We start from the raw sequence: 26,810 nt of genomic DNA, 5'->3' as shown, positions 1-26,810 counted from the left end.
GCCGCTGGGTCAGGGTTAGCATCGGTTTACAGCCAGGGTCATCACGTAACAAGGGAGCCAGGAGGCGATCTCTGGCTCGCCTTCAGTCAATTCAGCAACGATATCCTTACTCGTAATTGACCATTACTTCACTGCTCACCACCCGTAATCCGGGTGGCAGCGCCCCGCTTCCGGCAAAACCAAACACCATGTGCAGGGTCTCACCGGCGCTCAGATGTGCCAGCCCGCGCGTGGTGCCGCTGGCCCCCTCCAGGGAAGTGCAGCGCTGTTCGCCGCACAAGCGCACCTGCAGGCCGGACGGGGCCGGTCTGCTCAGCTGATAACGCCAGTTAATAACGCTGACCTCCCCGCCAATGTCGGCGGGCGGCGTCAGCGGCTGCGCCCGTTGCCAGCTGCCGCGGTTCGCCAGCAGCGGCCCATTGGCCGTGGCGCTCCAGGCACCACCGGCCGCCTGCGCCATCAGTGGCAGCATCACGAATGCCATCACCAGCCAGCGCATTATTTGCCTCCGATGGTGGCAGTCATACGGATCTGGCGGTTGTCGCTCAGCTCCAGATTAGAGAGCACCACCAGCTGTGGCAGATTGCGGCGCAGGAAGCGCGCCAGCAGCGCACGCAGCGGATGATTGACCAGCAGCACCGGTGGCGCACCCAGCATCTCCTGACGCTGCAATGCCGCCTGTGCCTGACTTAACAGCCGATCGGCCAGACCCGGCTCCAGTCCGCCACCGCCCTGCAACGCCTGTAACAGCAGGCGCTCCAGCGTGGAATCGAGCCCGATAACCTGCACTTCATCATTACCCGGGAACCACTGCTGAGTAATCGCACGGCCCAGCGCCACACGCACCACGCTGGTCAGCTCCTGCGGATCGCTCTGCACCGGCGCGTGTTCCGCCAGCGTTTCGATAATGGTGCGCATATCGCGAATCGACACCCGCTCCACCAGCAGGTTCTGCAGCACCTTGTGCAGGGTGGTCAGCGAGATCACACCCGGCACCAGATCTTCGGTCAGCTTCGGCATCTCCTGAGTCACACGATCCAGCAACTGCTGCGCTTCCTGACGGCCAAACAGCTCGCTGGCGAACTGGCCAATCAGATGGTTAAGGTGGGTTGCCACCACGGTACTGGCTTCAACCACGGTAAAGCCCTGAATCTGTGCCTGCTCTTTCAGCGCGCTATCAATCCAGACCGCCGCCAGTCCAAAGGCAGGATCAACGGTCGCTTCGCCTGGCAGACTTCCGGCAGCCGTGCCCGGGTTAATCGCCATCCAGCGGCCAGGATAGGCATCACCGCTGCCAATCTCCACCCCTTTCATCAGGATGCGATAGCGTGCCGGTGGCAGCTCCATGTTGTCGCGGATATGCACTACCGGCGGCAGGAAACCGACATCCTGGGCGACTTTCTTACGGATACTGCGGATACGTCCCAGCAGTTCACCATTTTGCTGATGATCGACCATCGGAATCAGGCGATAGCCCACTTCCATGCCCAGTGTATCTTCCAGCTGCACATCGGTCCACGACGCTTCGGTGGCGGCTGGCGTGTCCGCCGTTTTGGCGATGCCGCCCGTGACTTCCACTTTCTTCTTCGGCTGCATTTCGCGGCCGCGCAGCCACCAGGCCAGACCCAGTAAGGCGGCGGTGAACAGCAGGAAGACGAAGTTCGGCATGCCCGGCACCAGACCGAGCAGACCAATCACGCCGGCACTCAGCATCAGCACGCGCGGATCTTTGAACAGCTGGGTGACCATCTGCTCGCCGACATCCTGATCGGTGGCAACGCGCGTTACGATAACACCGGCTGCGGTAGAGATAACCAGCGCCGGGATCTGCGCGACCAGACCATCACCGATGGTCAGCAGCGTATAGGTCTCTGCGGCATGACCCACATCCATACCGTGCTGCACCACGCCCACCAGCAGGCCGCCGATGACGTTGATCACCATGATCATAATACCGGCGACGGCATCACCACGAACGAACTTACTGGCACCGTCCATCGAACCGTAGAAGTCCGCTTCCTGGGTCACTTCGGCACGGCGGCGTTTGGCGTCATCTTCACCGATCAGACCGGCGTTGAGGTCGGCATCGATCGCCATCTGCTTACCGGGCATCCCGTCCAGCACAAAGCGCGCGCCCACTTCGGCGATACGGCCGGCACCTTTGGTGATAACCATAAAGTTGATGATGACGAGGATGATAAACACCACGATACCGATGGCGAAGTTACCGCCCACCAGGAAGTGACCGAACGCTTCAACCACCTGTCCTGCCGCGGCGGCACCCGTATGCCCTTCCATCAGGATGATACGGGTTGAGGCCACGTTCAGCGCCAGACGCAGCAAGGTAGAGAACAGCAGAATGGTCGGGAACGCCGCAAACTCCAGGGTCCGCTGGGTGAACATCGCCACCAGCAGGATCATGATCGACAGCGCAATGTTAAAGGTGAACAGCAGATCGAGGATGAACGGCGGTAATGGCAGAACCATCATCGACAGGATCATCAGGATCAGTACCGGCCCGGCCAGCACCTGCCACTGCATATCTTTAAAGTTGCCCGGTAAACGTAGTTTTGCGGCCAGGTTATTAGCCATCGTTTTTGCTCTCTCCTGCAAAGTCCATCTCTGCCGGAACCGGCAGGTTTTTTGGTTTGGTTGGGATCAGGCCGCCTTCGCGCTTCCAGCGACGCGACTGCCAGACCCACGCCAGCACCTCGGCCACGGCGGCATAGAGCGCGCCGGGAATGTGCTGACCAATTTCAGTATGTCGGTATAACGCACGCGCCAGCGGCGGTGCTTCCAGAACCGGGATGCGGTGTTCGGCAGCCAGTTCACGAATTCTCAGGGCGATCTCACCTGCGCCTTTCGCCACCACTTTCGGCGCACTCATCTTCTTCTCGTTGTACTGCAGTGCCACCGAGTAGTGCGTCGGGTTGGTGACGATGACATCGGCTTTCGGCACATCCGCCATCATTCGGCGTCGCGCTGCGGCGCGCATCTGCTGCCGGATGCGCCCTTTAACGTGCGGGTCACCTTCCTGCTGCTTATGCTCGTCGCGGATCTCCTGCATCGACATTTTCAGCTTTTTAAAGTGGCTGTGCAGCTGCCAGAAGACGTCATATCCGACCATCGGGATCAGCCCCAGCATCACCAGCGAACAGCAGACTGCGATCATCTCCATGCCGTGAATCAGCGCGGTGACGGGCGCTTCGCTGATCAACCGCAGCATCTCGGGCCAGTGGCTCCAGATGTACCACCAGCCCACCGAGCCAACCAGAATAGTCTTGAGGATGCCTTTAAACAGTTCGGTCCACGCCTGCGCCGCAAACATTCGCTTGAACCCAGCCATCGGGCTCATCTTCTTCAGGTCGAACTTGATCGATTTACCGCTGAAAACGATACCGCCCAGCAGCATGGGCGCGGCGATTGCCACCAGCACCAGACCGCCCATCAATGGCAGCAGCGCCATCAGTGCCTGCGTGATCAGGCTGCCGATGTGGCTGACGATAATTTTGTCATCTCTGACCATGCCGTGATCAAAACGGAGTCCGGTGGCGACCATCGCTGCCAGCCGGTGCGCCATCATGTTGCCGCCCATCCACAGGATCATGATGCCGGCCAGCAGCATCAGTACGGATGTGAGTTCGCGCGAACGCGGAATCTGGCCCTCTTCACGCGCTTTCTCAAGTCGGTGGGCCGTGGGCGATTCTGTTTTGTCTTCGTCGCTATCTTCAGCCACGACAAACCTCGGTTGGCAGGAATTCTGAGCATAGGATGACAAATCTGGCTTAAGTTAAAGCGGAGATAAGATGAAGAAAACAGGCGTTCTTTCGGGGATGGGTCTGACAATGCGGAACGGGGCCACCCGAAGGTGACCCTGTTTATTATAATCTGCAGCTGTTTCACCCGCCCGCAGGCGGACGAAACCTAGAACCCTAAGCTGTCCAGCAGGTCATCAACCTGATCCTGGTTCGCCACCACGCCCGGTGCATCGGCGTGAATCTGCGGACCGTTCAGCAGGCTGGTGCCTTCCTGACGCTTCTCAGCGCTGACTTCTGGCATATTCTCCAGCAGCACCATTAACAGCTGGCGCTCAATTTCCTGGATCACATCCATCATGCGCTTGATCACCTGACCGGTCAGGTCCTGGAAATCCTGTGCCATCATGATTTCAAGCAGCTGCTTGTTGGTAAAGGCGGTATGCTCTGGCACGGCGGTGAGGAATGCGCGCGTATCCGTCACCAACTCCCGCGCATCACCCAGTTCAATCGGGTTCTCAAACCACTCATCCCAACGCCCTTTCAGCTGGGTTGCCCCGGCTTCCATCTTATCCTGATGGGGTTGTGCTGCTTCAACACAGTTCAACGCACGGTCGGCGGCCTGCGCCGTCATCTGCACAACATAATCCAGACGGTCGCGGGCATCAGGAATGGCTTCAGCCGCATCGGCTATGGCTTTATCCAGCCCCAGCTCGCGCAGGCTGTCGCGCAGCATGCGCGTCAGAGAGCCAATACGTGAAATGATGTCGTGTGCCGCGGCATCCTCAGTTGGTTTCGGAAAGTCGCTCATCACATCCCCTTACATGCCCAGTTTTTCGAAAATTTTACCCAGCTTTTCTTCCAGGGTTGCCGCAGTGAATGGCTTCACGACATATCCGCTGGCACCGGCCTGGGCGGCGGCGATAATGTTCTCTTTCTTCGCTTCCGCGGTCACCATCAACACCGGCAGCGAACTCATTGCCGCGTCGGCACGAATGGTCTGCAGCAGCTGCAGGCCATCCATGTTTGGCATGTTCCAGTCGGAAATCACGAAGTCGAAACCACCCGCTTTCAGTTTGCCGAGGGCGTCCACACCATCTTCCGCTTCTTCTACGTTATTGAAGCCCAGCTCTTTCAGCAGGTTACGCACAATACGACGCATCGTATTGAAGTCGTCTACTACCAAAAAGCGCATGTTTTTATCAGCCATATCTACTCCTGAGTTGTCTCGCCCGGCGGGACGGGCCTGTTAAATACGCAATGCCTGTCCGGCGCTAATTTTCGCCAGCATGTGCTGGCTGATGTTGCTTAAATCCACGACTTCGCTCACGCCGCCTGTGGCAATGGCCTCACGCGGCATGCCAAATACCACACAGCTGGCTTCGTTCTGGGCGATAGTCCAGGCGCCTGCCCGATGCATTTCCAGCATCCCGGCGGCACCGTCGTTGCCCATGCCGGTGAGGATGACCCCCACCGCATTTCGTCCGGCGTAAGTTGCCACCGATTTAAACAGCACATCCACAGAGGGTTTGTGCCGGTTAACCGGTGGCCCTTCATTCAGTTTCACCACATAGTTGGCGCCACTTCGGGCCAGCTCCATGTGCATTGCGCCTGGCGCGATGTAGGCATGGCCTGGCAGAATACGCTCACCATCTTCAGCTTCTTTCACCGTGATCTGACACAACTTGTTCAGACGCTCGGCAAAAGAGCGGGTAAAGCCTGGCGGCATATGCTGGGTAATCAGCAGTGCCGGGCTGGTCGCCGGTAACGGCTGCAGCACATGGCGAATCGCCTCGGTACCCCCGGTTGAGGAGCCAATCGCAATCAGCTTCTCACTACTCAGTAGCGGACCCGCTTTCAGCGTCGCCGGCACCGGCATCGCTGCACGGTTGTGCAGTCGGGCACGGGAAGCTGCACGAATTTTGTCGCCAATCATCTGGCTGTAAGACAGCATCCCTTCGCGGATACCGAGCTGTGGCTTGGTGACAAAATCCACCGCTCCCAGCTCCAGCGCGCGCAGGGTAATTTCAGAGCCTTTCCCGGTCAGTGATGAAACCATCACCACCGGCATTGGCCGTAACCGCATCAGTTTTTCCAGGAAATCGAGGCCATCCATGCGCGGCATTTCCACATCCAGCGTCAGCACCTGCGGATTGAACTGCTTAATCAAATCGCGGGCGACCAGCGGATCGGGCGCCGTAGCGACCATCTCCATATCCGGATGGCTGTTGATGATTTCAGTCATCAACTGCCGCATCAGCGCAGAGTCATCTACACACATCACGGTGATTTTGCTCATCATCTTTCCTTCGTCAGTCCATAGACGGTTTGCCCGCGCAGCCAGAACTCTTTACTGATCTGACTGAAGTTTTCTGAGTGCCCGGCGAACAGAATGCCACCCGGCTTCAGGAGCGGGACAAACCGACGCAGAATCTTCTCCTGCGTCTCTTTATCGAAATAGATCATCACGTTGCGACAGAAAATAGCGTCGAACTGACCCGGCAGCGCCCAGTCATTGGCCAGCAGGTTAAGCTGCGCGTAAGTGACCATATTGGTCAGCTCGGGACGCGCCCGCACCATACCGGCATGAGGACCGGTGCCGCGCAGGAAGTAGCGCTGCATTTGCGCGGGTGACAGCGTGCGCAGCTCCTCCTGGCGATAAACACCCGCCACCGCTTTTTCCAGCACCTGGGTGTCGATATCGCTGGCATGAACCTGGAACTTGCCCGGTCCGGTGCCCAGCGCTTCCGCCAGCGTCATGGCGATGGAGTAAGGCTCTTCGCCGGTTGACGCTGCGGTACTCCAGACGCTGAAGTTGCCCTGTCGCTTACGTGCATGCTCCGCCAGAATCGGGAAGTGATGCGCTTCGCGGAAGAACGCGGTCAGGTTAGTGGTCAGGGCATTGATAAACGCCTGCCACTCGGCACTGTTCGGATCGGACTCCAGCAGCGCCAGGTAGCGACCGAAATCATCGATATTCAGCGTACGCAGGCGACGAACCAGACGGTTGTAAACCATCTCACGCTTGTGATCGGCCAGTACGATACCGGCACGCTGATAGATCAGCTGGCTGATACGACGAAAATGCGTATCGGAGAGCGGTAAACGCTGCACCATTTGCGACAGCAGCGTTGTCGTCTCATTTTGATCTAAAATTGTCGATTTTTTCATCTCTGCACCTGGCCCGAACTCAATACATTATTTGTCTGCTGCGATGCCCGGCGGCTCAATGGCGGCCGGGCCACGGGCGTTTAAAAGGTTTCCCAGTTGTCGTCGCTGCGGGTAGCAGGCGAACGACCAACGGCTAACGGTGCATCTGACTGGAGAGTTTTCATCGCCGTTGTCTTGTTAACGGCCTGAGCGACAAATTCTTTACCAATATTGAACACTGATACCGCTTGTTTTAAGTGACTTGCCTGATCTTCGAGCGCTGCAGCCGCTGCCGCTGACTCTTCGACCAGTGAGGCGTTCTGCTGGGTGACGCGATCCATCTCGGTCACGGCAAGCCCCACCTGGTCAATGCCACGGCTCTGTTCGTCTGACGCTGAGGCGATCTCACCCATGATGTCGGTGACGCGGGTGACCGCGCTGACGATGTTGCTCATGGTGTCACCGGCGCTCTCTACCAGCACCGAGCCGGTATTAACGCGGCTAACCGAATCTTCAATCAGACCTTTAATCTCTTTGGCGGCCTGGGCGCTGCGCTGCGCCAGGCTGCGCACTTCACCAGCAACGACCGCAAAACCGCGACCCTGCTCACCGGCACGCGCCGCTTCAACGGCGGCATTCAGCGCCAGGATGTTGGTCTGGAAGGCGATGCCATCAATCACACTGGTGATATCGGCAATCTTTTTGGAACTGCCCGCAATTTCTTTCATGGTGGTGACCACGCCATCCACCACTTTGCCGCCCTGCTGCGCGGTTTCAGAGGCGGTCAGCGCCAGCTTGGACGCCTGACGGGCGTTTTCGGCATTCTGCTTCACGGTCGCGGTGAGCTGCTCCATGCTGGCAGCGGTCTGCTCCAGCGAAGCGGCCTGCTGTTCGGTACGTGAAGAGAGATCGTTATTGCCGATGGAGATTTCGCTGGCACCGGTATAGATGGCATCAGAGCCGTCTCGTACGGTACGCACGGTACGGACCAGCTCCTGCTGCATGTGCTGCAGCGAAGTCAGTAACTCACCGATTTCGTTACGCACGCTAATCTCAACCGGCTGGGTCAGATCGCCCCGTGCGATGTGCTGGATATGCTCAATGCTCTGACGCAGCGGACGGATCAGCACCGAGCGCATCACGTTCCACACCAGGATAATCATCAGCAAGGTCACTGCCAGCGTGGCGATGACAATAGTGATGGAGCGGTTATACGCGTGCTGGTTGGCTTCCACACCCTGCTGAGACAGCGCTTTATTGTGCTCAAGCCACTCGCTGTAATCTTTCTGGAACTTGTCCTGATAGCTCTGGGTCGGCTGATCCACAAAACCTTTGAAGTTGCCGGCGGTGAAGAAGACCATCAGTTCCGCCAGCGCATCGTGATAGGCCTTGTAGTTCGCCTGTAACGCCCGGACGTTTTCGGCCGTTTTGCCTTCTTCTGACAGGTTATCGTTGAATATCTGATAGCTGACTTCAGCCTGCTTCAGCTCCTCGCCCGCCAGGGCGACCAGCTCTTTCACGCTGGCACCCGAGCCCGACATCTGTGCATCCTGCAGAAAACGGATACCGGCGCGGTTAAGGGTGTTACGCGCCTGAACCAGCGAAACCCATGAGGTGCCCATCGCCTGTTGCAGAGTATTCAGGCGTTGGTTGTAGGCAAAATTCTCTTTATCTGAACTGACAGTTTTGAAAAACATTCCGCCGGAAAACAGCTGCAGCAGCGCAAACAGCGCCAGCACACACAGCAGGCCGGAGACGACTCGTACTCGACTAAACATAAACACCTCATTGGTTGGCGATTCGTGTGTATTTATCGGCGGAGACGGGGGGAACTTTATGCATGGCGACGGCTTTACGCCGCCGCCATGTTGAAAGAGGAAAAAATCAGGCGCGGGAAATTTTGAAAACGGAGACGGCCTGGGTCAGGACGCTGGCCTGCTGCTCCAGTGCGGCCGCAGCGGCGGCAGATTCCTCAACCAGCGAGGCGTTCTGCTGGGTCACGCGATCCATTTCGGTAACGGCCAGACCGACCTGCTCGATACCGCGGCTCTGCTCATCGGAAGCCGAGGCGATCTCACCCATGATGTCGGTAACGCGGGTCACGGCACCCACAATCTCATTCATGGTGCTGCCGGCGCTTTCAACCTGCAGTGAACCGCTGTTGACGCGTGACACCGAGTCTTCAATCAGGCCTTTAATCTCTTTGGCGGCCTGAGCGCTGCGCTGGGCCAGACTGCGCACTTCACCGGCCACCACCGCAAAACCGCGACCCTGTTCACCGGCACGTGCCGCTTCAACCGCCGCATTCAGCGCCAGGATATTAGTCTGGAAGGCGATGCCGTCGATCACGCTGATAATGTCTGCGATCTTCTTCGAGCTGCCGGCGATCTCTTTCATGGTTGTGACCACGCCATTCACCACTTTACCGCCCTGCTGCGCGGTTTCGGAGGCGGTCAGCGCCAGCTGGGATGCCTGACGGGCGTTGTCAGCATTCTGCTTCACCGTGGCAGTGAGCTGCTCCATGCTGGCGGCGGTCTGCTCCAGCGAAGCGGCCTGCTCTTCGGTGCGGGCCGACAGGTCGTTGTTACCGGCGGCGATTTCGCTGGCACCGGTAAAGATGGCATCAGAGCCGTCACGCACATTCCCCACCGTCATCACCAGCGACTGCTGCATCTCATGAATGCCTGCTGCCAGCTGGCTCATCTCATTACGCCCCTCAACCACAATCGGCTGGGTCAAATCGCCGGAGGCAATAGCGCGTATCTGTGCCAGCAGCTGTTGCAGCGGCTGAATCAGCACCTGACGCAGGCCAAACCAGCAGGTAATAATCACCGCAAGCACCGCAACACCAATCGCGGCCAGCAGCCACATCATCTGTTTAAAGGCTTTCTGGTTCTGCTCCATTCCCTGATCGGAAAGCTCAGTCTGACGCGCACGCCATTTGTTGTAACTCTCCTGCATCGCGACCTGTTTCTGCTCAATGTTCTGTTTAAACATCCCTTCCAGGTCACGCGCCTGCAGACTTTTTACCATCGCCTTCAGGCCGTTTTCGTAGTTAGCGTAATCGGCTTCAAGCGTGTCGCCCATGGTTTCGTCAAGACCTGACGTGGTTGGCAGATGGTAATAGATTTTAAAGTGGCGATCGGCTTCCGCTAACTGGGTATTGGCTTTGTTGATCAGCTCATCAAGCTGACCACCGTTCATCTGCGAGGCCATGCTGGTCTGTAAGCGCAGCATGCCGCGGTTCAGCGTGGTACGACTGTTGTTCAGTGAAATATAGGCGTCAGTCATCTCGGTGACATTGCGATTAGAGACCTGCGACAGCGCAAAGGACTCTTTGTCTTTATTGAGGGCTGACCAGAAAAGGCTGCCAGCGACTAGCTGGAGCGCGCCGAAGATGACCAGGACTGCGATTAAACTGGTCACCACTTTTATTTTTTTTAACATCTTGTTCCCCTGCAGGTTAATTTAGGTGCAGCGGCTATATCGGCGATGTAACAGGATTAATTAACGCTATTCAGCGCTTTCAGGAGAGAAGTGGCTTTTGTAATTATTTTTATCAGCATGAGCTGCTGAGTTTGGCTTTACGCAGAGGAATCGCGAGGGGTTGCTGCGCATCCCGCAGGATGCGCAGCATGACATCAGAAGGTTTCCCAGTGAGTATCACTGACCGGTGCCGTCAGGGCTTTGCGTGGTGCCAGCGCCGCCGTAGCGGGTGCGGCAATCGGCAGATGCTTTGTCAGCGTCTGCTGCAATGCGCCGCGTTTAATTTTGAAGACCGACACTGACTGACTTAACCGGCTGGCCTGATCTTCCAGCGAGGCGGCTGCGGCAGCGGACTCTTCCACCAGCGAGGCGTTCTGCTGGGTAACGCGATCCATCTCAGTGACCGCCTGCCCGACCTGATCGATACCGCGACTCTGCTCGTCCGACGCCGAGGCGATTTCACCCATGATGTCGGTGACGCGCGTAACCGCACTGACGATATCGCTCATGGTTTCCCCGGCGGTGCCGACCAGTTGCGAACCGACATTGACCCGGTTCACTGAGTCATCGATCAACCCTTTGATCTCTTTTGCCGCCTGGGCGCTGCGCTGGGCCAGATTACGCACCTCGCCCGCGACCACGGCAAAACCGCGACCCTGCTCGCCGGCACGCGCCGCTTCAACGGCGGCGTTAAGCGCCAGAATATTAGTCTGGAAAGCAATGCCATCAATCACGCTGGTGATATCGGCAATCTTCTTCGAGCTGCTGGCGATTTCGCTCATGGTTTTCACGACACCCGCCACCACGTTGCCGCCTTTTTCTGCGGTTTCTGAGGCGCTGAGTGCCAGCTGTGACGCCTGGCGGGCGTTTTCGGCGTTCTGTTTCACCGTGGCAGTGAGCTGCTCCATGCTGGCCGCCGTCTGCTCCAGTGACGCAGCCTGCTGTTCTGTGCGGGCAGAAAGATCATTGTTTCCGGCAGAGATCTCGCTGGCACCGGTGAAAATCGCATCCGAGCCGTCACGCACATTGGTCACCGTGCGCACCAGTGACTGCTGCATGTCATGCAGACTGGCCGCGAGCTGAGTCATCTCATTGCGCCCTTCCACCACAATCGGCTGGGTTAAATCGCCCTGGGCGATATGCTGAATGTGATTAATGCTGCTGTTGAGGGGTGTCATCACGATTTTGCGCAGTCCAAACCAGCAGAGCACGATCACGGCGACCACGACGGCCATGATGGTGGAGAGGATCCACATCATACGGCTGTAAGCAGAACTGTTCTCTTCAACACCAAGCGTAGTCAGGCGATTCTGATCGGCTCGCCATTCACGGTAAACCGTCAGAAACGCACTCTGGCTTGGCGCCACCGGGGCTTTACCGGCCGCAATCAGATCGTTTGCCTGTAGCGCGGTCTGCAACTGATCCAGCGCAGCGCCATAGTCGCTGTAGCGCTGCTCCAGCTGGTTGTTTAACTCACTATTTTGTCCCGGCGTATCGGGTGTCTCTTTAAAGACTTTGAAAAAACCGGCGGCCGCCTGCTGAAAGTTTTTGCTGTCGTCAAACAGCGTGGCGACATCGGCCGTTTTGCCTTCCAGCTTACTGGTGGCGAAACGCAGCTGAATACGGGTCAGCAGCACCCGGCTCTGGTTAAGACTCATATAGGCGTCGTTGAGCGACTGCGTATTTTGCATCGCCAGCTGCGACACGGCGAAGCTTTGCTTGTCGTGGCTTAATGCGGAGTAGAAAACAGAACCGGAGAAGGCCTGTAACAGCCCAAACACCAGCAACACCAGTAACAGGCTGGTGACAACACGGATTTTCGTTAACATGAGTAACCCTGAAGAAAGTAGGTAATTAAAGTGACTGAGGGATTATCGGCAGGTGACAGCGGGAAATTAGAGTGCAATGCGGCTTTATTCTATGAATAGAAAGGAATTATCGCTCAGTGAAACTATCACGGGCCAGCCATAACCGGCCCGTGATGATTCAATTACGCGCTACGCAGGTTATCCACCAGCGCCATCTCGTCGCTGCTCAGCAGCTTCTCAATGTCGACCAGAATCAGCATGCGATCGCCCAGCGCACCCAGACCGGTCAGGTACTCGGTGGACATGGTCACAGCGAACTCTGGTGAAGGACGGATCTGATCCTGGGTCAGCGACAGCACATCAGAGACGCCGTCAACCACGATACCGACCACGCGATTTTCCAGATTCAGCACGATAACCACGGTGTTTTCATTGTACTCAACATCGGGTTGCGCAAACTTCACGCGCAGATCGATAATCGGCACGATTACGCCGCGCAGGTTAGTGACGCCGCGGATAAATTCAGGGGTATTTGCGATACGCGTTACCTGATCGTAACCGCGAATTTCCTGAACTTTGAGGATATCGATGCCGTACTCTTCGTCGCCCAGCGTGAAGACCAGAAACTCCTGACCCACAGTTTCGCCAGCGATTTTTGTCACGGTTGCCATTCCATTCATGTTATTTACCCTTTCGTTATCAATCAGGCGGCAGCGCCAGCCACACGTTTTTCACGGTTAAGTGATTGCAGTGCTGAAACATCAACAATCAGCGCCACGCTACCATCGCCAAGAATGGTGGCGGCAGAGATGCCCGGCACTTTGCGATAGTTACTTTCCAGGTTCTTCACCACCACCTGATGCTGGCCAATCAGCTGATCGACCAGTAGCGCGTAACGTTTGCCCGCGCTTTGCAGGATTACCACGATGCCCTGAGTGGCCTCGGTTTTGGCATCCTGCACATCAAAGACGTTCCACAGCTCGACCAGTGGCAGATATTCGCCACGCACTTCCAGCACGCACTCGCCACCGGCCAGCGGTTTCAGCTCTTCGGCGCGCGGTTGCAGCGACTCCATCACCGCATTCAGCGGCAGAATAAAGACTTCATCGGCCACACGAACGGACATCCCATCAAGGATGGCCAGGGTCAGCGGCAGCAGGATACGAATGGTGGTGCCTTTGCCCTGCTTCGAGGCGATCTCGACGTGACCGCCCATCTCCTGAATATTTCGTTTCACCACGTCCATACCGACGCCGCGTCCTGAAACATCCGTCACCTGCTCTGCGGTGGAGAAGCCCGGTGCGAAGATCAGCATGCCGACCTCTTCGTCGCTCATGTTCTCGTGAACCGGCAGGCCCGATGAGAGGGCTTTAGCCAGAATACGTTCACGGTTCAGACCGGCACCATCATCAGACACTTCAATGCAGATGTTGCCGCCCTGATGTTCCGCTGAAAGCGTCAGGTTACCGGTTGCCACTTTACCGGCCACCAGACGTTTCTCTGGCGTTTCGATACCGTGGTCAAGACTGTTACGCACCAGGTGCGTTAAGGGATCGATGATGCGTTCAATCAGGCTCTTATCGAGTTCGGTTGAGCTGCCCAGCAGCGTCAGTTCGACCTCTTTGCCGAGTTTGCTGGCCAGGTCACGCACCAGACGCGGGAAGCGGCTGAAGACATATTCCATTGGCATCATACGAATCGACATCACCGATTCCTGCAGATCGCGGGCGTTACGCTCCAGCTGACCCATGCTGTTCAGCAGGTCACCGTGCGCGACCGGATCGAGTTCGCCGGAACGCTGAGCGAGCATTGACTGGGTAATCACCAGTTCGCCCACCAGGTTGATCAGCTGATCGACCTTCTCCACCGCAACACGGATGCTGGTGGATTCGCTCGATTTGGCAGGGGCCGCGACGCGCTTACTTTCACGCTTCACTGCGGCCACCGGCAGTTCGGTGACGGTGGCAGTGTGAACGTCTTCCACCACCGGTTCGGCCTCGGCAGCAACAGCAACTGGCTCGGCAACGGCTTCGTCTGCTGCCGGGAAGCGGATCTGTGCTTCGTCGATGACGAAGCAGAGCACCGCCACGATGTCATCTTTACCGACGCCATCAATGCAGACATCCAGCGTGGTGCTGCCTTTCTGTACGTTTGTCAGGGTGCCGAGATTACTCATCTCTTCCAGCATCAGATCGACCTCTTTCTCTTTGAGATCGATCAGCTGTACACGCAGGCCGCTGGTGCTGGCCGGTTCTGCGCTGGCAGTGGCAACACTGGCCGGAACATCAACCGGCAGACCTTTGGCCTCTAGCGCCAGCTGGCGCAGCGCTTCACAGATATATTTGAAGCTCTCCGCGTTAGGCTCCTGCGCGGTTTTATAAGCATCGAGCTGTTCCTGCATAATATCTTTGGTTTCCAAAAACAGGTTGATGATGTCGGTGCTGAGCTGCATCTCGCCGCGACGAGCACCATCCAGAATGTTTTCCAGGATATGAGTCGTTTCCTGTAATACCGTAAAACCAAAGGTTCCGGCCCCACCCTTAATGGAGTGAGCGGCACGGAAGATGGCGTTAAGCTGTTCCGAATCTGGCTCCTGCGGGTCTAAGCCCAACAGGTGTTGTTCCATATCCGCTAATAGCTCATCGGCTTCATCAAAAAACGTCTGGTAAAAATCGCTGATGTCCATACTCACGGGAATCACCTCGGCTGTGAGGGGGCTGCTGTATTCACCGCGCCGCCTGGTGTTGCAGGTGCGGTAATCTGTTCAATGGCCGCCGGATCGCTGATCTGGACGGCATCACTTTCTGCGTTCTCTTTTTCTATTGCCGCTTCGGTGTCGTGGTTCAACACCAGCAGGCTGATGCGGCGGTTAACGGCGTCATTACCGCCACGATTTTTCAGGCGCATGGTGTCGGCCATACCCAACACCCGTAAAATTTTTCCGCTGTCTAAGCCGCCCATCACCAGTTCACGGCGTGAGGCGTTAGCACGGTCTGTCGACAGTTCCCAGTTGCTGTAGCCTTTGTCACCGCTGGCATACTGAAAATCATCAGTATGTCCGGCCAGGCTGATGCGGTTCGGAATGTCGTTAAGGACTGGCGCTATCGCACGCAGAATATCGCGCATATAGGGCTCAACCTCGGCCCGACCGGTCTTAAACATCGGGCGATTCTGGCTGTCGATAATCTGAATACGCAGCCCCTCTTCCACCATGTTGATGATCAGATGCGGGCGCAGCGCTTTCAGACGCGGATCCGCTTCAATCAGCTGGTCGAGCTTTTCACGCAGCCGGTTAAGACGAATCTCATCCAGCTTGCGTTTCTGGGCGTCCATATCGACGACTTTGTTCACTTCGCCAATCTTTTTGGTCGGATCATCACCGCCGCCGGGGATCGGGCTCTCGCTGTCGCTGCTGCGCGCCCCGCCGGTAATCGCTACCTTCAGCGGTGTTTTGAAGTAGTCTGCTATCTGCACCAGCTCCTGCGGGTTGGCGATTGAGAGCAGCCACATCACCATAAAAAAGGCCATCATCGCCGTCATAAAGTCGGCGTAGGCAATCTTCCACGATCCGTGGCTGCCTTCATGGCCTTTATGTTTGCGCTTTTTGATCAGCACAATTGGGCGATTGCCGTGTTTCATGAAGCCTCGTCTGAAGTCTGTTTAGCCGGGTTCTTGGCGTTACGTACGTGCTCTTCCAGTTCGCTGAACGACGGGCGCTCGGCGGAATAGAGTGTCTTACGACCAAATTCCACCGCAATCTGCGGCGCGTATCCGTTCAGGCTCGACAGCAATGTCACCTTAATGCACTGCATCATCTTGGTGGTTTCCGCACACTTCTGACGCAGCACTGACGAGAGTGGAGAGACAAACCCGTACGCCAGCAGGATGCCCAGGAAGGTGCCCACCATCGCATGCGCGACCAGCGCACCGAGTTCAGCGGCCGGACGATCGGCCGAAGCCAGTGCATGGACCACGCCCATTACCGCGGCGACGATACCGAATGCCGGAAGACCATCACCCACTGCAGCAATACTTTGCGCTGGTACGTCACACTCGTGTTCGTAGGTCTCAATCTCTTCATCCATCAACGCTTCGATTTCAAAAGCGTTCATGTTGCCGCTCACCATCAGGCGTAAATAGTCAGTAATAAAATCCACTAACTGTTTATCGGCAAGAATGCGGGGATAATTAGCAAAAATTTCACTCTGGCTGGGATCTTCAATATCGCGTTCCAGCGATAACATGCCCTGCTGACGCGACTTCGCCATCAGGCGATAAAGCAGCGCCATCAAATCCATGTAAACCGCTTTGTTGTACTTGGAGCCGCGAAATAACTTAGGCAGCGCCTTCAGCGTTTTTTTAATCGACTTACCGTTGTTGCCGACTAAAAAAGCACCGGCACCGGCACCGCCGATCATTAATAATTCGGCTGGCTGATAAAGCGCGCCCAGATGGCCACCTACCAGCGCATATCCGCCCAACACGGAGCCTAAAACAATCAGGTAACCTATAATTATCAGCACAAAAAAATCCTTACGTCCGTAACGTGTTGGTGGAAGTTAAGCCAGAGAGCCGCAGATGTTATTCCTGAACCGCAAGCAAAAAAAAAGCAGCGGTATTAACCGCTGCTGGATGGCTTCCACAGTGCGAACAAACTTAAACGGCGTGTTTAACCTGTTCATCCAGCAGTTGTGGAAACATATCGGCAGGTTCTGCAGAAAGTTTACGTCTTTTTACTGCCCGTGATGGTGGCTGGCACAGGCTGCAGGTAAAGCTGCCAACCGGCTGATGCGCATGATTAATAAAGCTGCCGTTGCAGCTTTTACAATCTGCCAGTTCCAGCATACCGCTATCAACGAATCGGACCAGGGTCCAGGCACGAGTCAGCGCCAACAGCGGGCCCTCGTCCGATTGAGGACACTGTTCAAGATACAGGCGGTAAGCTTTAATCACGGCATCGACGCCGCTGCACAACCCGGTTTTCAGCAAAAACTTCCAGGCGTTACAGAACATAGAAGCATGAATGTTCTGCTCCCACGTCATAAACCAGTCCGTAGAGAACGGCAGCATACCTTTCGGTGGCGGACTGCCACGTAATTCTTTATAGAGCTTAATGAGACGACCGCGGCTCAGTTGGGTTTCGCTCTCAAGCATCTGTAAGCGGGCACCTAATGTAATGAGCTCCATCGCGAGATGAATATCACGTGCTTCCTGAACAATACTTTTCTCACTCATGACATTGCTCTCTTTTTAGCAGGTGCATCATCTTTAGACGCATTACGCAGTAAACGGCTCGATAATAAAATACCGGTGTGGATTTGTTGTAAATCATCCACGCGTGATTCCTGCGTCAGGCGATTAATGGTGCTGCTATCGGTAAAACGAAACTGGCAAACCAGTTGATTGGTTTCCGCCATTTTTACCATCTCAGGCAATGTTAATTCAGATAATGCATTCGCCATTTTCTCGTCAATTCCGAGGCGAAACATTGCAGAAGCTTTATCCTGGTTAATTAAACGCTGCGCAAGCAGTAAATAAGACAAGTTGAGATCGTAAATATGTTTCAGTACTTCAGAGGTGCCCATTATTTTTCCATCCTGAGAGATGCGACGTAACTGTATCGCAGAATAAATCTGCGGTTCGAGCTGCTGTTTGTTAAATCAAAAGATGGCAAAAAAAACTTCACGTAACGTTAATGTCACCGTTTTCGCCTTCCATTTTTGTGTGGGTTTCAGACCCACCGAAGGTCGAAAATCCATGCCATTTTATTTTCGAGTTCTGGACATCTTCCGTGACGTCTTCTTACATTTTTTAGGACTATTCCGAAAACAACGCAAATCTATATCGTCTGATTTCGACATACAACGACAGTGATGTGAAATTTTAGATAAAGTGTGACGCAGATCACACTTTTAACGCAAATTTCTTCAGCAACCCTTTACCATTACTTACCGACTGGTCATTTTTTGAGCAAAAAAGCCCGATTTTAAGTCCAATTGGTCCTGAGAAAGGTTTAATAGGGGGTAAAAGCATCGCTATTCGACGCTTTGCGCAGTCCGAAATGAATATCGGGTGTTAATCGTTTTAACACACTATTTAGAACCACCCAAAGAAAGGTTATCAGCATATTATGCTGCTGCGACCTGCAGGTATTTGCTTTTAAATTAGTTACTTAAGGGGAGTATCGCAGAGAGTGAGTAATGAAATCGTTAAGGTTTATACGGCAGCAGGTCAGATTTCTGGCAACCTGGCGTTAACAGTGGTGACCGGGTGTACAGACTCTGATTCCCAATGTAACAAGGGGTTATATAAGAAAGTCGAATGAATTAACGAAGGGTTATGCGTTGGCACTATCACTATCGGCAGCCTGAAGAGAAACTTGAGTAAAGAAGGTAAAAAAAGCGGCAGGGGCTGATACGACGGGGGTTTGCGGGCTTACCTGCATTTATCGGGCCACTCCGGGCTGCCACTGACGTTATCAGCGTCGAATCGTAGCAAACGGTCATTAACAGATAGCAGGCGAGTTTTCTGTGACCTGGGCCGAAAAAAAAGCAGCGACGCCACAGAGGCGCCGCTGCTTTCATAACCTGAGTCACAACAGATATCAGGCGAGTTTTGGGAAGGTCGCGACCTTGTTAACCGTGTTGTGGTCAACGCTGCGCGGTTCAATGCGTTCCAGGTCTTTCAGGAAGCCTTCACGCCAGGCGGTAATATCATTTTTACGCAATACCGCCATCATGTCGTTGTAGCGTGAAATCCTTTCGGTACGCGGCATAGTAATCGCCTTATCCAGCGCGGCGGCCACTTCATCACGGTCATACGGGTTCACAATCAGCGCGGAGGTAAGCTCGTTGGCCGCACCCGCAAAGCGCGACAGCACCAGTACACCAGGATCATCCGGGTCCTGCGCAGCCACGTACTCTTTCGCCACCAGGTTCATACCGTCACGCAGCGGCGTAACCAGACCGACATCGGTCAGACGGAAGATTTTCATCAGCAGTCGACGGTCAAAATGCTGGTTAAGGTAGTAGAGCGGGGTCCAGCCCAGCGTACCGTATTTACCGTTGATGCGCCCTGCTTCGGTCTCCAGCTGATGACGGATATCCTGATACGCCTGCACATCGCCGCGCGAGGTCGGTGCAATCTGCGAGTAGCGAATTTTGCCGCGATGCTGCGGGAAGTTCTCCAGCAGCGCTTCATAGGCAAGAAAACGCTCAGGCAGACCTTTGGAATAGTCGAGACGTTCGCAGGCAATAATATTGCGTGCATCGCCCAGCTCTTTCTTCATGGCGGCCATTTTCGGTGGCAGCGGCCCTTCGGCCATCTCTTTAATACTGTCTGGCTCAATCCCGATGGGATAAACCTCAGTCATAAAGGTGTTGCCAAAGGCGCGATGTTTTTTGTCGCCCTTATTCTGCAGCTGAGTGAGCTGGCTGACGCTGTCGAGGAAGGCCACCCGATCCGATTCGGTCTGGAAACCCAGCAGGTCATATTCGCACAACATTTCCAGAAGCTCTTTGTGCGGCGGCAGCGCATTAAATATTTCAGGCGTCGGGAACGGAATATGCAGGAAGAAGCCGATACGGTTATTAATGCCCGCCCGACGCAGCGCAGCTGCAAACGGTAAAAAGTGATAATCGTGGATCCAGACAATATCATCCGGCTTGATCAGCGGTTTTAAACGCTGTGCCACCGCATCGTTAACGTCGCAATACCCTTCCCAGGCTTCCCGCTGGAACTGCACCAGGTCAAGGCGATAATGGAATGCGGGCCAGATGACAGTGTTTGAGAACTGGCAATAGTAGAGATCGTAATCGTTCTGGCTCAGCGGGAACGAGGCATACTCAATACCCTCATGTTCCTGAACCGTGACTTCTTCTACCTCTTCGCCTGTGTACTCGCTGATTTCACCGTTCCAGCCAAACCACAGTCCACCGGTGCTTTTCAGTGCATCGAGAATACCGACGGCCAAACCGCCAGCGCTGGTTTTTGACCCATCGGGCATGGCGACACGGTTAGATACAACCACTAAACGACTCATAACCTAAACTCCTTACCGACGTTGTCTTGATCTGATAGTAATAATGTTCTTTCCAGCCAGCCGTAAACCGCATCGACATCATGAAGCCGATAATGGGCCTGGGTGGAACCTTCTCCGACTTTGATCGAGACGCCCTGCCGTGCGTTCACGGCCAGAAAGCCCTTCTCATCCGTCAGATCGTCGCCAATAAAGACCGGCGTACGTCCGGCAAAAGGGGGCTGCTGCATAAAGTCGCTGATTGCGGCGCCTTTATCGATACCTGCCGGTTTAATCTCAACCACACATTTCCCCGGCTGAAGCGCCAGTCCGGGAAAACGTTTCACTGACTGTTCAGCCAGTCGCATCACATCCTGCTCATGCTGCATCGCCTGGCGGTAGTGAAGTGCGAAAGCCATGCCTTTTACCTCCAGCTGGGTGCCAGGCCAGGATGCCATAGCATTCTGCAATTCCGCCCTGAGCGATTGCTCCACCTCGACCGGCAGGCTGATGCGTTGCAGATTACCCTCTGCATCACGGCGCTCAGCACCATGTACGCCCGCAGCCGGACCGTACCAGGGAGCGGCCAGCGCATCGAGTTGTTCTATGGGTCTGCCGGAGACCAGCGCAAGCGCGCCCTGCGAGAGTGCAGAGAGCTGCTGCAGTTGCGCGATGACCTGCTCAGGAATAAATACCGCTTCGGGACGGGACTGAATCGCTGCCAGCGTGCCGTCGACATCAAAAAAGAAGGCGTACTGCCCGCCGCTTAATGTCGGGTACCTGGCATGGGTGTCTGCCGCTTGGGTCACGTTACTTCTCCTGAAAATCGAATTTTAATAAAACATTGAGTTAAAACAAGAATGTCCTGACGCAGTCAGGTCAGCAAGCGGGAAATTCTGATAAAGCGGTGATTGAGGGATAAAACGCGGTAACGGGATAGGTCACTCTCCTCAAACTTGCAAGCGCATTGCTGACAATACTGGCTAACTGAGAACATCTTCACAGTAAGTGTAGTCATTAACAGGGGTTATGCCAGAAAGATGCAGGTTTCATGCCAGCCGCTGCGGTTAAGTCAGCATAAAAGCGCCATTCAATTCTGCTTCGCTTCCGCTGATCAGGCCAGACACGATCCGCTGCTGACTGGAGTCACGCACGTATCGCACCCGGCAGAGTCGGCCCCCCAAAGCTTAAGGCTCTTAAGGTATTCCTAATATTGAAAGCGCATTCTCGTGACACTTTTATTACTCTGGTTCCTGCTCACATGGCGTTTACCCTGAAGAGGCCGCTGATTAGCCGCCTTATGTTGCTGATTCTGGCTGCGGTTTACATCGCGGTTTTCCTTAACGTTGCCTATTACCGTCAGGTGCTGGCGGTGATGCCGCTGAACGACCTGCACACCACGCTGGTCTTTTTATCAATGCCGCTGGTCGCCTTTAGCGTGATCAATATCGTGATTACGCTGGCCTCGTTTATCTGGCTGGATCGGCTGCTGGCCGCGCTGTTTATTCTGCTCTCCGCCTCGGCACAGTTCTTTATTCACACCTATAACATTGTGGTCGATCGCTCAATGATCACCAACATGATGGATACCACCGCCTCGGAATCTTTTGCGCTGATTACGCCACAGCTGCTCGTAACCCTGCTCACCTCGGGCGTGCTGATGACGTTGCTGCTGTTCTGGCCGCGAATCAAAAAACAGCAGTGGCGCGGCGTGCTGGCGCGACTGCTCAGCGTATTGCTGTCAGCGGCGCTGATTGTGCTGATCGCCCTGCTCTTCTATAAAGATTACGCTTCGCTGTTCCGTAACAACCGCGAGCTGGTAAAAGCGCTGAGCCCCTCTAACAGCATCGCGGCGACGCTCTCCTGGTATAAGCATGAGCAGTTGCAGAACGCGCCGCTGATGCGTATCGGTGAAGATGCGCACCTGCAGCCCAGCCGCAGCAGTGGCAAACCGAATCTGACGATTCTGGTGCTGGGCGAAACCTCGCGTGCGCAAAATTTCTCGCTGGGCGGTTACGGTCGTCTGACCAATCCCTTGCTGGCGAAAGATGATGTGATCTATTTCCCGCACACCACCTCGTGCGGAACGGCGACGGCGGTTTCCGTGCCCTGCATGTTCTCCAACATGCCGCGCGCCCACTATGATGATGTGCTGGCGGCCCATCAGGAGGGATTGCTGGATATTATTCAGCGCGCCGGGATCAGCGTGTTGTGGAATGAGAACGATGGGGGCTGTAAAGGGGCCTGCGATCGCGTTCCGCATCAGGACATGACCAGCCTGAACCTGCCCGGCATGTGTATTGATGGTGAGTGTTACGACGACGTGCTGTTCCACGGTCTGGATGAGTACATCAGCCAGTTAAAAGGCAACGCGGTGATTGTGCTGCACACCATTGGCAGTCATGGCCCGACTTACAGCCATCGCTATCCGCCACAGTTTCGTCAGTTTGAACCGACCTGCGACACCAACCAGATTCAGGACTGTTCGCAACAACAGTTGATCAACACCTATGACAATACGCTGGTCAATGTGGATCACATCGTCGATAAAGCCATTAACGTACTGCGTGCACATCAGGACCGCTTCACCACCAGCCTGGTCTATCTGTCTGACCATGGTGAATCCCTGGGTGAAAATGGTGCTTACCTGCATGGCCTGCCCTATGCTATCGCGCCGGACACCCAGAAACATGTGCCGTTGCTGATCTGGCTCTCCGATGATTATCAGAAACGTTATGCGGTTAATCGCGGCTGTCTGAATAAACTGGCGGCGACAGACGATTTTTCACAGGATAATCTGTTTTCAACCATGCTGGGATTAACCGGCACCGCGACCCACGAATATGTGCCTGCGGATGATATTTTGACGTCGTGTCGGAGCCAACCTTAATGAAGATACTGATTGTTGAAGATGATGCCCTGCTGCTGCAGGGTCTGATGCTGGCGCTGGAAGGGGAAGGCTATGTCTGTGATGGCGTTACGCGGGTGCGGGATGCTGAAGCGCATTTCGCCAGCGGCTTGTATAGTCTGGTGGTGCTGGATCTTGGCCTGCCGGATGAAGATGGACTGCATTTTCTGATACGACTGCGGCGGCAGAAGAAGATGACACCAGTGCTGATCCTGACCGCACGCGACACCATCAGCGAACGCATTGCCGGACTCGACGCAGGCGCGGACGACTATCTGATCAAACCGTTCTCGCTGGATGAGTTGCTGGCGCGGATCCGCGCGCTGATTCGCCGCCACGTCAATCAGGGCGACAGTCATGTCAGAGTGGGTGCGCTGGCGCTGGATATGACCCATCGCCAGATTACGCTCAGCGACGTACTACTGGATCTGACACCCAAAGAGTTTGCGATTCTGTCACGGCTGATGCTCAAGGCCGGGAATCCGGTTCACCGTGAGATTCTCTACCAGGATATCTATAACTGGGAGACCGAGCCTTCTACGAATACCCTGGAAGTGCATATCCATAATCTGCGCGACAAAATCGGCAAAAGCGCTATCCGCACCGTGCGCGGTTTTGGCTATGCGCTGGTGACGCAGGATGGCGTTCGTGAGGCAACATGATAAGACGTTTCGATCATCGCAGTATGCGCTTTCGTCTCATCCTGACCATCGGTCTGATCCTGTTGGTTTTCCAGGTGATCAGCGTGGTCTGGCTGTGGCATGAGAGCAAAGAGCAGATTCAGTTTCTGGTGGAAGCGCAGCTGCAGAAGCGCAACATGGACAGTCACGTTAAGCGTGAAGTGCATGAAGCGGTAGCCAGCCTGGCGGTGCCAAGTCTGGTGATGATTACCCTGACGCTGCTGCTCTGCTATCAGGCGGTGAAGTGGATTACCCGGCCGCTTTATCAGCTGCAGCGTGAACTGGAGAGTCGCAGCGAAGAGAATCTTGATCCCGTCGCCTGCCACAGTCAGGTTCAGGAGATCGATGCGGTGACGCAGGCGATAAACCAGCTGGTCGCGCGTCTGAACAGCAGTCTGGAGCGCGAACGGCTGTTCACCGCCGACGTGGCACATGAGCTACGCACGCCGCTGGCGGGATTGCGGCTGCATCTGGAGTTAATCGAACGTAACAGCGATGTCAAAGTTCAGCCGCTGGTGCAGCGCCTGGATCAGATGACGCACAGTGTGTCGCAGCTGCTGAATCTGGCGCGCGCCGGACAGTCCTTTACCTCTGGCACCTATCAGAACGTGGGGCTGATTGAAGATGTGATCCTGCCAATGGAGGCAGAGCTGAGTATCATGCTGGAGGCGCATCAGCAGACGCTGGTGCTCGATCTGCCGCAGGAGCAGTTTGTGCGCGGTGATGCCACGCTGCTGAAGATGTTGCTGCGTAACCTGGTTGAGAACGCCCATCGCTACAGCCCGGATAACAGCACCATCAGTGTACAGCTGGTGTTAGCTCCTCAGCCGATGCTGGTGGTGGATGATCAGGGTCCGGGAATTGATGAGAGTAAAAGTGGCGAGCTGAGTAAAGCGTTTATCCGGATGGACAGCCGCTACGGCGGTATCGGACTCGGGCTGAGCATCGTCAGCCGCATCGTCCAGTTACACCGGTTTCAGTTTTTCTTAGAGAACCGCCGCGACCGAAGCGGTTGTCGTGCCGTGGTGAAGTTTTAAGCGCTGAACCAGGCGGAGAGGAACAGAACGACCGTGGCTGCGGCAATCAGCAGTGCAGCATATTCACTCATCGGACGCGGAGCAGTCACAGACAGGGCAACAGGAGCAGTTTTCATAGCATCATCCTCAGTTAAAGCAGGCAGTATCGCGATTGCATATTAAGGAAACCTTAAGCTCGCGACACTGCCGCTAAAAATGTCTGCGCTGCCAGACGCCGCCATCAACCGCGCATTTCTGCCCGCTGACACGCCTGCTGCATCCGCCCGGTGCTCTACACTTAATGGCTACGTTCCGTTACAGGAGTTACGCCATGAGCCAACGCATGCACAAATATGCTTTTCCGGTCAGCAAAGCCCGCAAATACCTTGAACCCGGACCGGTCCTGCTGCTCAGTTCGCAGTACAAAGATCAACATGACATCATGACGCTCGGCTGGCACACGGTGCTGGAGTTTTCTCCGTCACTGGTCGGCTGCATGATTGCCGGTATGAACCACAGCCATGAGCTTATCCGCAACAGCGGTCAGTGCGTGCTGAACATTCCTTCTGCCTCGCTGATTGATGAAGTTGTGGCAATCGGCAACAGCCACGGCGACAGCATTGATAAGTTTGAGGCCTTTGGCCTGACGCCGGAACCCGCTCAGGTGGTTGGCGCGCCGATGATTGCCGAATGTTTTGCCAGCTTTGAGTGTCAGCTTTATGACGATTCGATGGTCGCTAACTACAACCTGTTTATTTTTGAGATTGTTAAAGCGCACGTTGCCGAGCAGCCGGAATACCCCACTACCCTGCACTACACTGGCGAAGGCCGGTTCAGCGTGATGAGCGACAAAATACTGGATAAGAGCGGCGATTTTAAACCGGAGATGCTGATCTAGTTGAAAGCGCTCTGCCGCGCCCCCATTCACCTCTTTCGACCTGACAGGAGTAAATTATTATGGCAATCGAATACGCAGTTATCGCTGGCGGCTGTTTCTGGTGTACCGAAGCGGTATTTAAGGATGTGATCGGCGTAGAGTCGGTGGAAAGCGGTTATACCGGTGGTGCCCGTCCTAATCCGACTTATGAGCAGGTCTGCAGCGGTGCGACCGGTCATGCAGAAGCGATCCGCATTGGCTTCGACCCGGAGAAAGTCAGCTTTGGCGATCTGCTGGATATCAGCTTTGTGACGCATGATCCGACCCAGCTTAACCGTCAGGGTAATGATATTGGCACCCAGTATCGTTCCGCCATTTTCCCGGCCAATGCAGAGCAGGAAGCGGAGGCACGCGCCGCCATTGCCCGCGCTCAGGCTGACCATGATGTGCCGGTGGTGACCACTATTGAGCCGCTGAAAGAGTGGTATCCCGCTGAAGCTTATCATCAGGATTACTGGGAAGGCGCGGGCCAGCGCAACGGCTACTGCATGGCGGTCATTCCACCGAAACTGCAGAAGCTGCGGAAAAGTTTCGCTAACAGAGTAAAGAGCTGATTCCGGCATCAGTCGGGGCGGCGTCTGACCAGTAACAAGGTTGAGAACGCCGCCCCGGTTTATTTGCTGCCATAAAACTCACCTGACCGGGCTCATCAGGATGGCGGGATGTGGCCGGTAAAACGGCGGGTTTTATGCCGCAGTAAATCGATTCGTTCAGAGCTTAAGCGAATAGATCAAAAGAGAAAAATAGTGCTTGACCGTTTTCAGTCGACTCCCTATAGTACCGCCCCGTTGACCCATCGCGGTCAGCGAAGTAAATCTGGTGAGGTGTCCGAGTGGCTGAAGGAGCACGCCTGGAAAGTGTGTATACGGCAACGTATCGAGGGTTCGAACCCCTCTCTCACCGCCATCTTCAAAAAAGAGCCTGAACTTTTGTTCAGGCTCTTTTTTTTGCATATTTCACTCTGAGAGAGCGTAATAACTCCCGCCGGGGAACGACCACGGGCGCAGCCCTGTCCCACAATAAGAAAACCCGGCCGGAGCCGGGTTTGGGCGC

General features: G+C 55.4%; 23 protein-coding genes and 1 tRNA gene. 6 read left to right on the top strand and 18 right to left on the bottom strand.

Features of this window, described 5'->3' with window-relative positions:
* Positions 1 to 106: 106 nt before the first annotated feature.
* The 18 genes from flhE to otsB form a co-directional block, all read right to left on the bottom strand.
* Positions 107 to 499 carry a flagellar protein FlhE gene (flhE, locus tag OK412_RS03475; protein WP_050679619.1) on the bottom strand — a complete coding sequence of 131 codons (393 nt, stop codon included), beginning with the start codon at positions 497 to 499 and terminating at the stop codon, positions 107 to 109.
* Complete coding sequence (flhA, locus tag OK412_RS03470; protein WP_010258569.1) at positions 499 to 2,592, bottom strand: flagellar biosynthesis protein FlhA; 2,094 nt, start codon at positions 2,590 to 2,592, stop codon at positions 499 to 501. The genes flhE and flhA overlap by 1 nt, the downstream gene beginning before the upstream one ends.
* Positions 2,585 to 3,736: a flagellar biosynthesis protein FlhB gene (gene flhB, locus OK412_RS03465; RefSeq protein WP_010258565.1), complete on the bottom strand. Its 1,152-nt coding sequence runs from the start codon at positions 3,734 to 3,736 to the stop codon at positions 2,585 to 2,587. The genes flhA and flhB overlap by 8 nt, the downstream gene beginning before the upstream one ends.
* A gap of 188 nt (positions 3,737 to 3,924) precedes the next feature.
* Positions 3,925 to 4,566, bottom strand: coding sequence for a protein phosphatase CheZ (cheZ, locus tag OK412_RS03460; protein WP_003849160.1), 642 nt, complete (start codon positions 4,564 to 4,566; stop codon positions 3,925 to 3,927).
* Between the two features lie 9 nt (positions 4,567 to 4,575).
* Positions 4,576 to 4,965 carry a chemotaxis response regulator CheY gene (cheY, locus tag OK412_RS03455; protein ID WP_010258559.1) on the bottom strand — a complete coding sequence of 130 codons (390 nt, stop codon included), beginning with the start codon at positions 4,963 to 4,965 and terminating at the stop codon, positions 4,576 to 4,578.
* Between the two features lie 39 nt (positions 4,966 to 5,004).
* On the bottom strand, positions 5,005 to 6,054 hold the full coding sequence (locus OK412_RS03450; protein ID WP_010258555.1) for a protein-glutamate methylesterase/protein-glutamine glutaminase: 1,050 nt from the start codon (positions 6,052 to 6,054) through the stop codon (positions 5,005 to 5,007).
* Positions 6,054 to 6,926: a protein-glutamate O-methyltransferase CheR gene (gene cheR / locus OK412_RS03445; RefSeq protein WP_010258551.1), complete on the bottom strand. Its 873-nt coding sequence runs from the start codon at positions 6,924 to 6,926 to the stop codon at positions 6,054 to 6,056. The genes OK412_RS03450 and cheR overlap by 1 nt, the downstream gene beginning before the upstream one ends.
* An 80-nt stretch (positions 6,927 to 7,006) precedes the next feature.
* Positions 7,007 to 8,683: a methyl-accepting chemotaxis protein gene (locus OK412_RS03440; RefSeq protein WP_033778982.1), complete on the bottom strand. Its 1,677-nt coding sequence runs from the start codon at positions 8,681 to 8,683 to the stop codon at positions 7,007 to 7,009.
* A gap of 106 nt (positions 8,684 to 8,789) precedes the next feature.
* Positions 8,790 to 10,352: a methyl-accepting chemotaxis protein gene (locus OK412_RS03435; RefSeq protein ID WP_010258545.1), complete on the bottom strand. Its 1,563-nt coding sequence runs from the start codon at positions 10,350 to 10,352 to the stop codon at positions 8,790 to 8,792.
* Positions 10,353 to 10,546: 194 nt separating this feature from the next.
* A complete protein-coding gene (locus tag OK412_RS03430; protein ID WP_033757951.1) occupies positions 10,547 to 12,220 on the bottom strand; it encodes a methyl-accepting chemotaxis protein in 1,674 nt (557 codons plus the stop codon).
* A 161-nt stretch (positions 12,221 to 12,381) separates the two neighbouring features.
* On the bottom strand, positions 12,382 to 12,879 hold the full coding sequence (gene cheW / locus OK412_RS03425) for a chemotaxis protein CheW (RefSeq protein WP_010258541.1): 498 nt from the start codon (positions 12,877 to 12,879) through the stop codon (positions 12,382 to 12,384).
* Positions 12,880 to 12,902: 23 nt separating this feature from the next.
* Positions 12,903 to 14,885, bottom strand: a complete 1,983-nt coding sequence (gene cheA, locus OK412_RS03420; RefSeq protein WP_264352717.1) for a chemotaxis protein CheA — start codon at positions 14,883 to 14,885, stop codon at positions 12,903 to 12,905.
* Between the two features lie 11 nt (positions 14,886 to 14,896).
* Positions 14,897 to 15,838, bottom strand: a complete 942-nt coding sequence (motB, locus tag OK412_RS03415) for a flagellar motor protein MotB (RefSeq protein WP_010258536.1) — start codon at positions 15,836 to 15,838, stop codon at positions 14,897 to 14,899.
* Positions 15,835 to 16,722 (bottom strand): flagellar motor stator protein MotA, encoded by an 888-nt coding sequence (gene motA, locus OK412_RS03410; protein WP_003849139.1) that lies wholly within the window; start codon positions 16,720 to 16,722, stop codon positions 15,835 to 15,837. The genes motB and motA overlap by 4 nt, the downstream gene beginning before the upstream one ends.
* A 133-nt stretch (positions 16,723 to 16,855) precedes the next feature.
* Positions 16,856 to 17,434, bottom strand: a complete 579-nt coding sequence (gene flhC / locus OK412_RS03405; protein ID WP_010258532.1) for a flagellar transcriptional regulator FlhC — start codon at positions 17,432 to 17,434, stop codon at positions 16,856 to 16,858.
* On the bottom strand, positions 17,431 to 17,784 hold the full coding sequence (flhD, locus tag OK412_RS03400) for a flagellar transcriptional regulator FlhD (protein WP_010258528.1): 354 nt from the start codon (positions 17,782 to 17,784) through the stop codon (positions 17,431 to 17,433). Before flhD ends, flhC begins: the two co-directional genes overlap by 4 nt.
* A 1,019-nt stretch (positions 17,785 to 18,803) precedes the next feature.
* Positions 18,804 to 20,240 carry an alpha,alpha-trehalose-phosphate synthase gene (gene otsA, locus OK412_RS03395; protein ID WP_010258527.1) on the bottom strand — a complete coding sequence of 479 codons (1,437 nt, stop codon included), beginning with the start codon at positions 20,238 to 20,240 and terminating at the stop codon, positions 18,804 to 18,806.
* Entirely contained in the window at positions 20,237 to 21,025 is a 789-nt protein-coding gene (otsB, locus tag OK412_RS03390; RefSeq protein WP_033772016.1) for a trehalose-phosphatase, read from the bottom strand. The genes otsA and otsB overlap by 4 nt, the downstream gene beginning before the upstream one ends.
* Before the next feature lie 452 nt (positions 21,026 to 21,477).
* Here otsB and eptA point away from each other — a divergent pair, with 452 nt between their 5' ends.
* The 6 genes from eptA (at position 21,478) to OK412_RS03360 (ending at position 26,663) form a co-directional block, all read left to right on the top strand.
* Positions 21,478 to 23,106 (top strand): phosphoethanolamine transferase EptA, encoded by a 1,629-nt coding sequence (eptA, locus tag OK412_RS03385; RefSeq protein WP_264352716.1) that lies wholly within the window; start codon positions 21,478 to 21,480, stop codon positions 23,104 to 23,106.
* Entirely contained in the window at positions 23,106 to 23,786 is a 681-nt protein-coding gene (pmrA, locus tag OK412_RS03380) for a two-component system response regulator PmrA (protein ID WP_010670822.1), read from the top strand. Before eptA ends, pmrA begins: the two co-directional genes overlap by 1 nt.
* Positions 23,783 to 24,841: a two-component system sensor histidine kinase PmrB gene (gene pmrB / locus OK412_RS03375; RefSeq protein ID WP_245116450.1), complete on the top strand. Its 1,059-nt coding sequence runs from the start codon at positions 23,783 to 23,785 to the stop codon at positions 24,839 to 24,841. The genes pmrA and pmrB overlap by 4 nt, the downstream gene beginning before the upstream one ends.
* 310 nt (positions 24,842 to 25,151) lie before the next feature.
* Complete coding sequence (locus tag OK412_RS03370; RefSeq protein WP_022625495.1) at positions 25,152 to 25,718, top strand: flavin reductase family protein; 567 nt, start codon at positions 25,152 to 25,154, stop codon at positions 25,716 to 25,718.
* A 59-nt stretch (positions 25,719 to 25,777) separates the two neighbouring features.
* Positions 25,778 to 26,311 carry a peptide-methionine (S)-S-oxide reductase MsrA gene (gene msrA, locus OK412_RS03365; RefSeq protein ID WP_031594591.1) on the top strand — a complete coding sequence of 178 codons (534 nt, stop codon included), beginning with the start codon at positions 25,778 to 25,780 and terminating at the stop codon, positions 26,309 to 26,311.
* Between the two features lie 264 nt (positions 26,312 to 26,575).
* Positions 26,576 to 26,663 (top strand) — tRNA-Ser (locus OK412_RS03360).
* Positions 26,664 to 26,810: the final 147 nt, after the last annotated feature.

The organism is Pantoea sp. JV6 (assembly GCF_025910055.1).
Classification (GTDB): domain Bacteria; phylum Pseudomonadota; class Gammaproteobacteria; order Enterobacterales; family Enterobacteriaceae; genus Pantoea; species Pantoea agglomerans.
Note: the sequence above shows the minus strand (reverse complement) of the source record. Positions and strands in the feature narration are given on the sequence as shown.

Bases quoted from the DNA above. Each gene is read 5' to 3' on its own strand.
- flhE (WP_050679619.1), bottom strand. From the start codon at position 499: ATGCGCTGGCTGGTGATGGCATTCGTGATGCTGCCACTGATGGCGCAG.
- flhA (WP_010258569.1), bottom strand. From the start codon at position 2,592: ATGGCTAATAACCTGGCCGCAAAACTACGTTTACCGGGCAACTTTAAA.
- cheZ (WP_003849160.1), bottom strand. From the start codon at position 4,566: ATGAGCGACTTTCCGAAACCAACTGAGGATGCCGCGGCACACGACATC.
- cheY (WP_010258559.1), bottom strand. From the start codon at position 4,965: ATGGCTGATAAAAACATGCGCTTTTTGGTAGTAGACGACTTCAATACG.
- OK412_RS03450 (WP_010258555.1), bottom strand. From the start codon at position 6,054: ATGAGCAAAATCACCGTGATGTGTGTAGATGACTCTGCGCTGATGCGG.
- cheR (WP_010258551.1), bottom strand. From the start codon at position 6,926: ATGAAAAAATCGACAATTTTAGATCAAAATGAGACGACAACGCTGCTG.
- OK412_RS03440 (WP_033778982.1), bottom strand. From the start codon at position 8,683: ATGTTTAGTCGAGTACGAGTCGTCTCCGGCCTGCTGTGTGTGCTGGCG.
- OK412_RS03435 (WP_010258545.1), bottom strand. From the start codon at position 10,352: ATGTTAAAAAAAATAAAAGTGGTGACCAGTTTAATCGCAGTCCTGGTC.
- OK412_RS03430 (WP_033757951.1), bottom strand. From the start codon at position 12,220: ATGTTAACGAAAATCCGTGTTGTCACCAGCCTGTTACTGGTGTTGCTG.
- cheW (WP_010258541.1), bottom strand. From the start codon at position 12,879: ATGAATGGAATGGCAACCGTGACAAAAATCGCTGGCGAAACTGTGGGT.
- cheA (WP_264352717.1), bottom strand. From the start codon at position 14,885: ATGGACATCAGCGATTTTTACCAGACGTTTTTTGATGAAGCCGATGAG.
- motB (WP_010258536.1), bottom strand. From the start codon at position 15,838: ATGAAACACGGCAATCGCCCAATTGTGCTGATCAAAAAGCGCAAACAT.
- flhC (WP_010258532.1), bottom strand. From the start codon at position 17,434: ATGAGTGAGAAAAGTATTGTTCAGGAAGCACGTGATATTCATCTCGCG.
- flhD (WP_010258528.1), bottom strand. From the start codon at position 17,784: ATGGGCACCTCTGAAGTACTGAAACATATTTACGATCTCAACTTGTCT.
- otsA (WP_010258527.1), bottom strand. From the start codon at position 20,240: ATGAGTCGTTTAGTGGTTGTATCTAACCGTGTCGCCATGCCCGATGGG.
- eptA (WP_264352716.1), top strand. From the start codon at position 21,478: ATGGCGTTTACCCTGAAGAGGCCGCTGATTAGCCGCCTTATGTTGCTG.
- pmrA (WP_010670822.1), top strand. From the start codon at position 23,106: ATGAAGATACTGATTGTTGAAGATGATGCCCTGCTGCTGCAGGGTCTG.
- pmrB (WP_245116450.1), top strand. From the start codon at position 23,783: ATGATAAGACGTTTCGATCATCGCAGTATGCGCTTTCGTCTCATCCTG.
- OK412_RS03370 (WP_022625495.1), top strand. From the start codon at position 25,152: ATGAGCCAACGCATGCACAAATATGCTTTTCCGGTCAGCAAAGCCCGC.
- msrA (WP_031594591.1), top strand. From the start codon at position 25,778: ATGGCAATCGAATACGCAGTTATCGCTGGCGGCTGTTTCTGGTGTACC.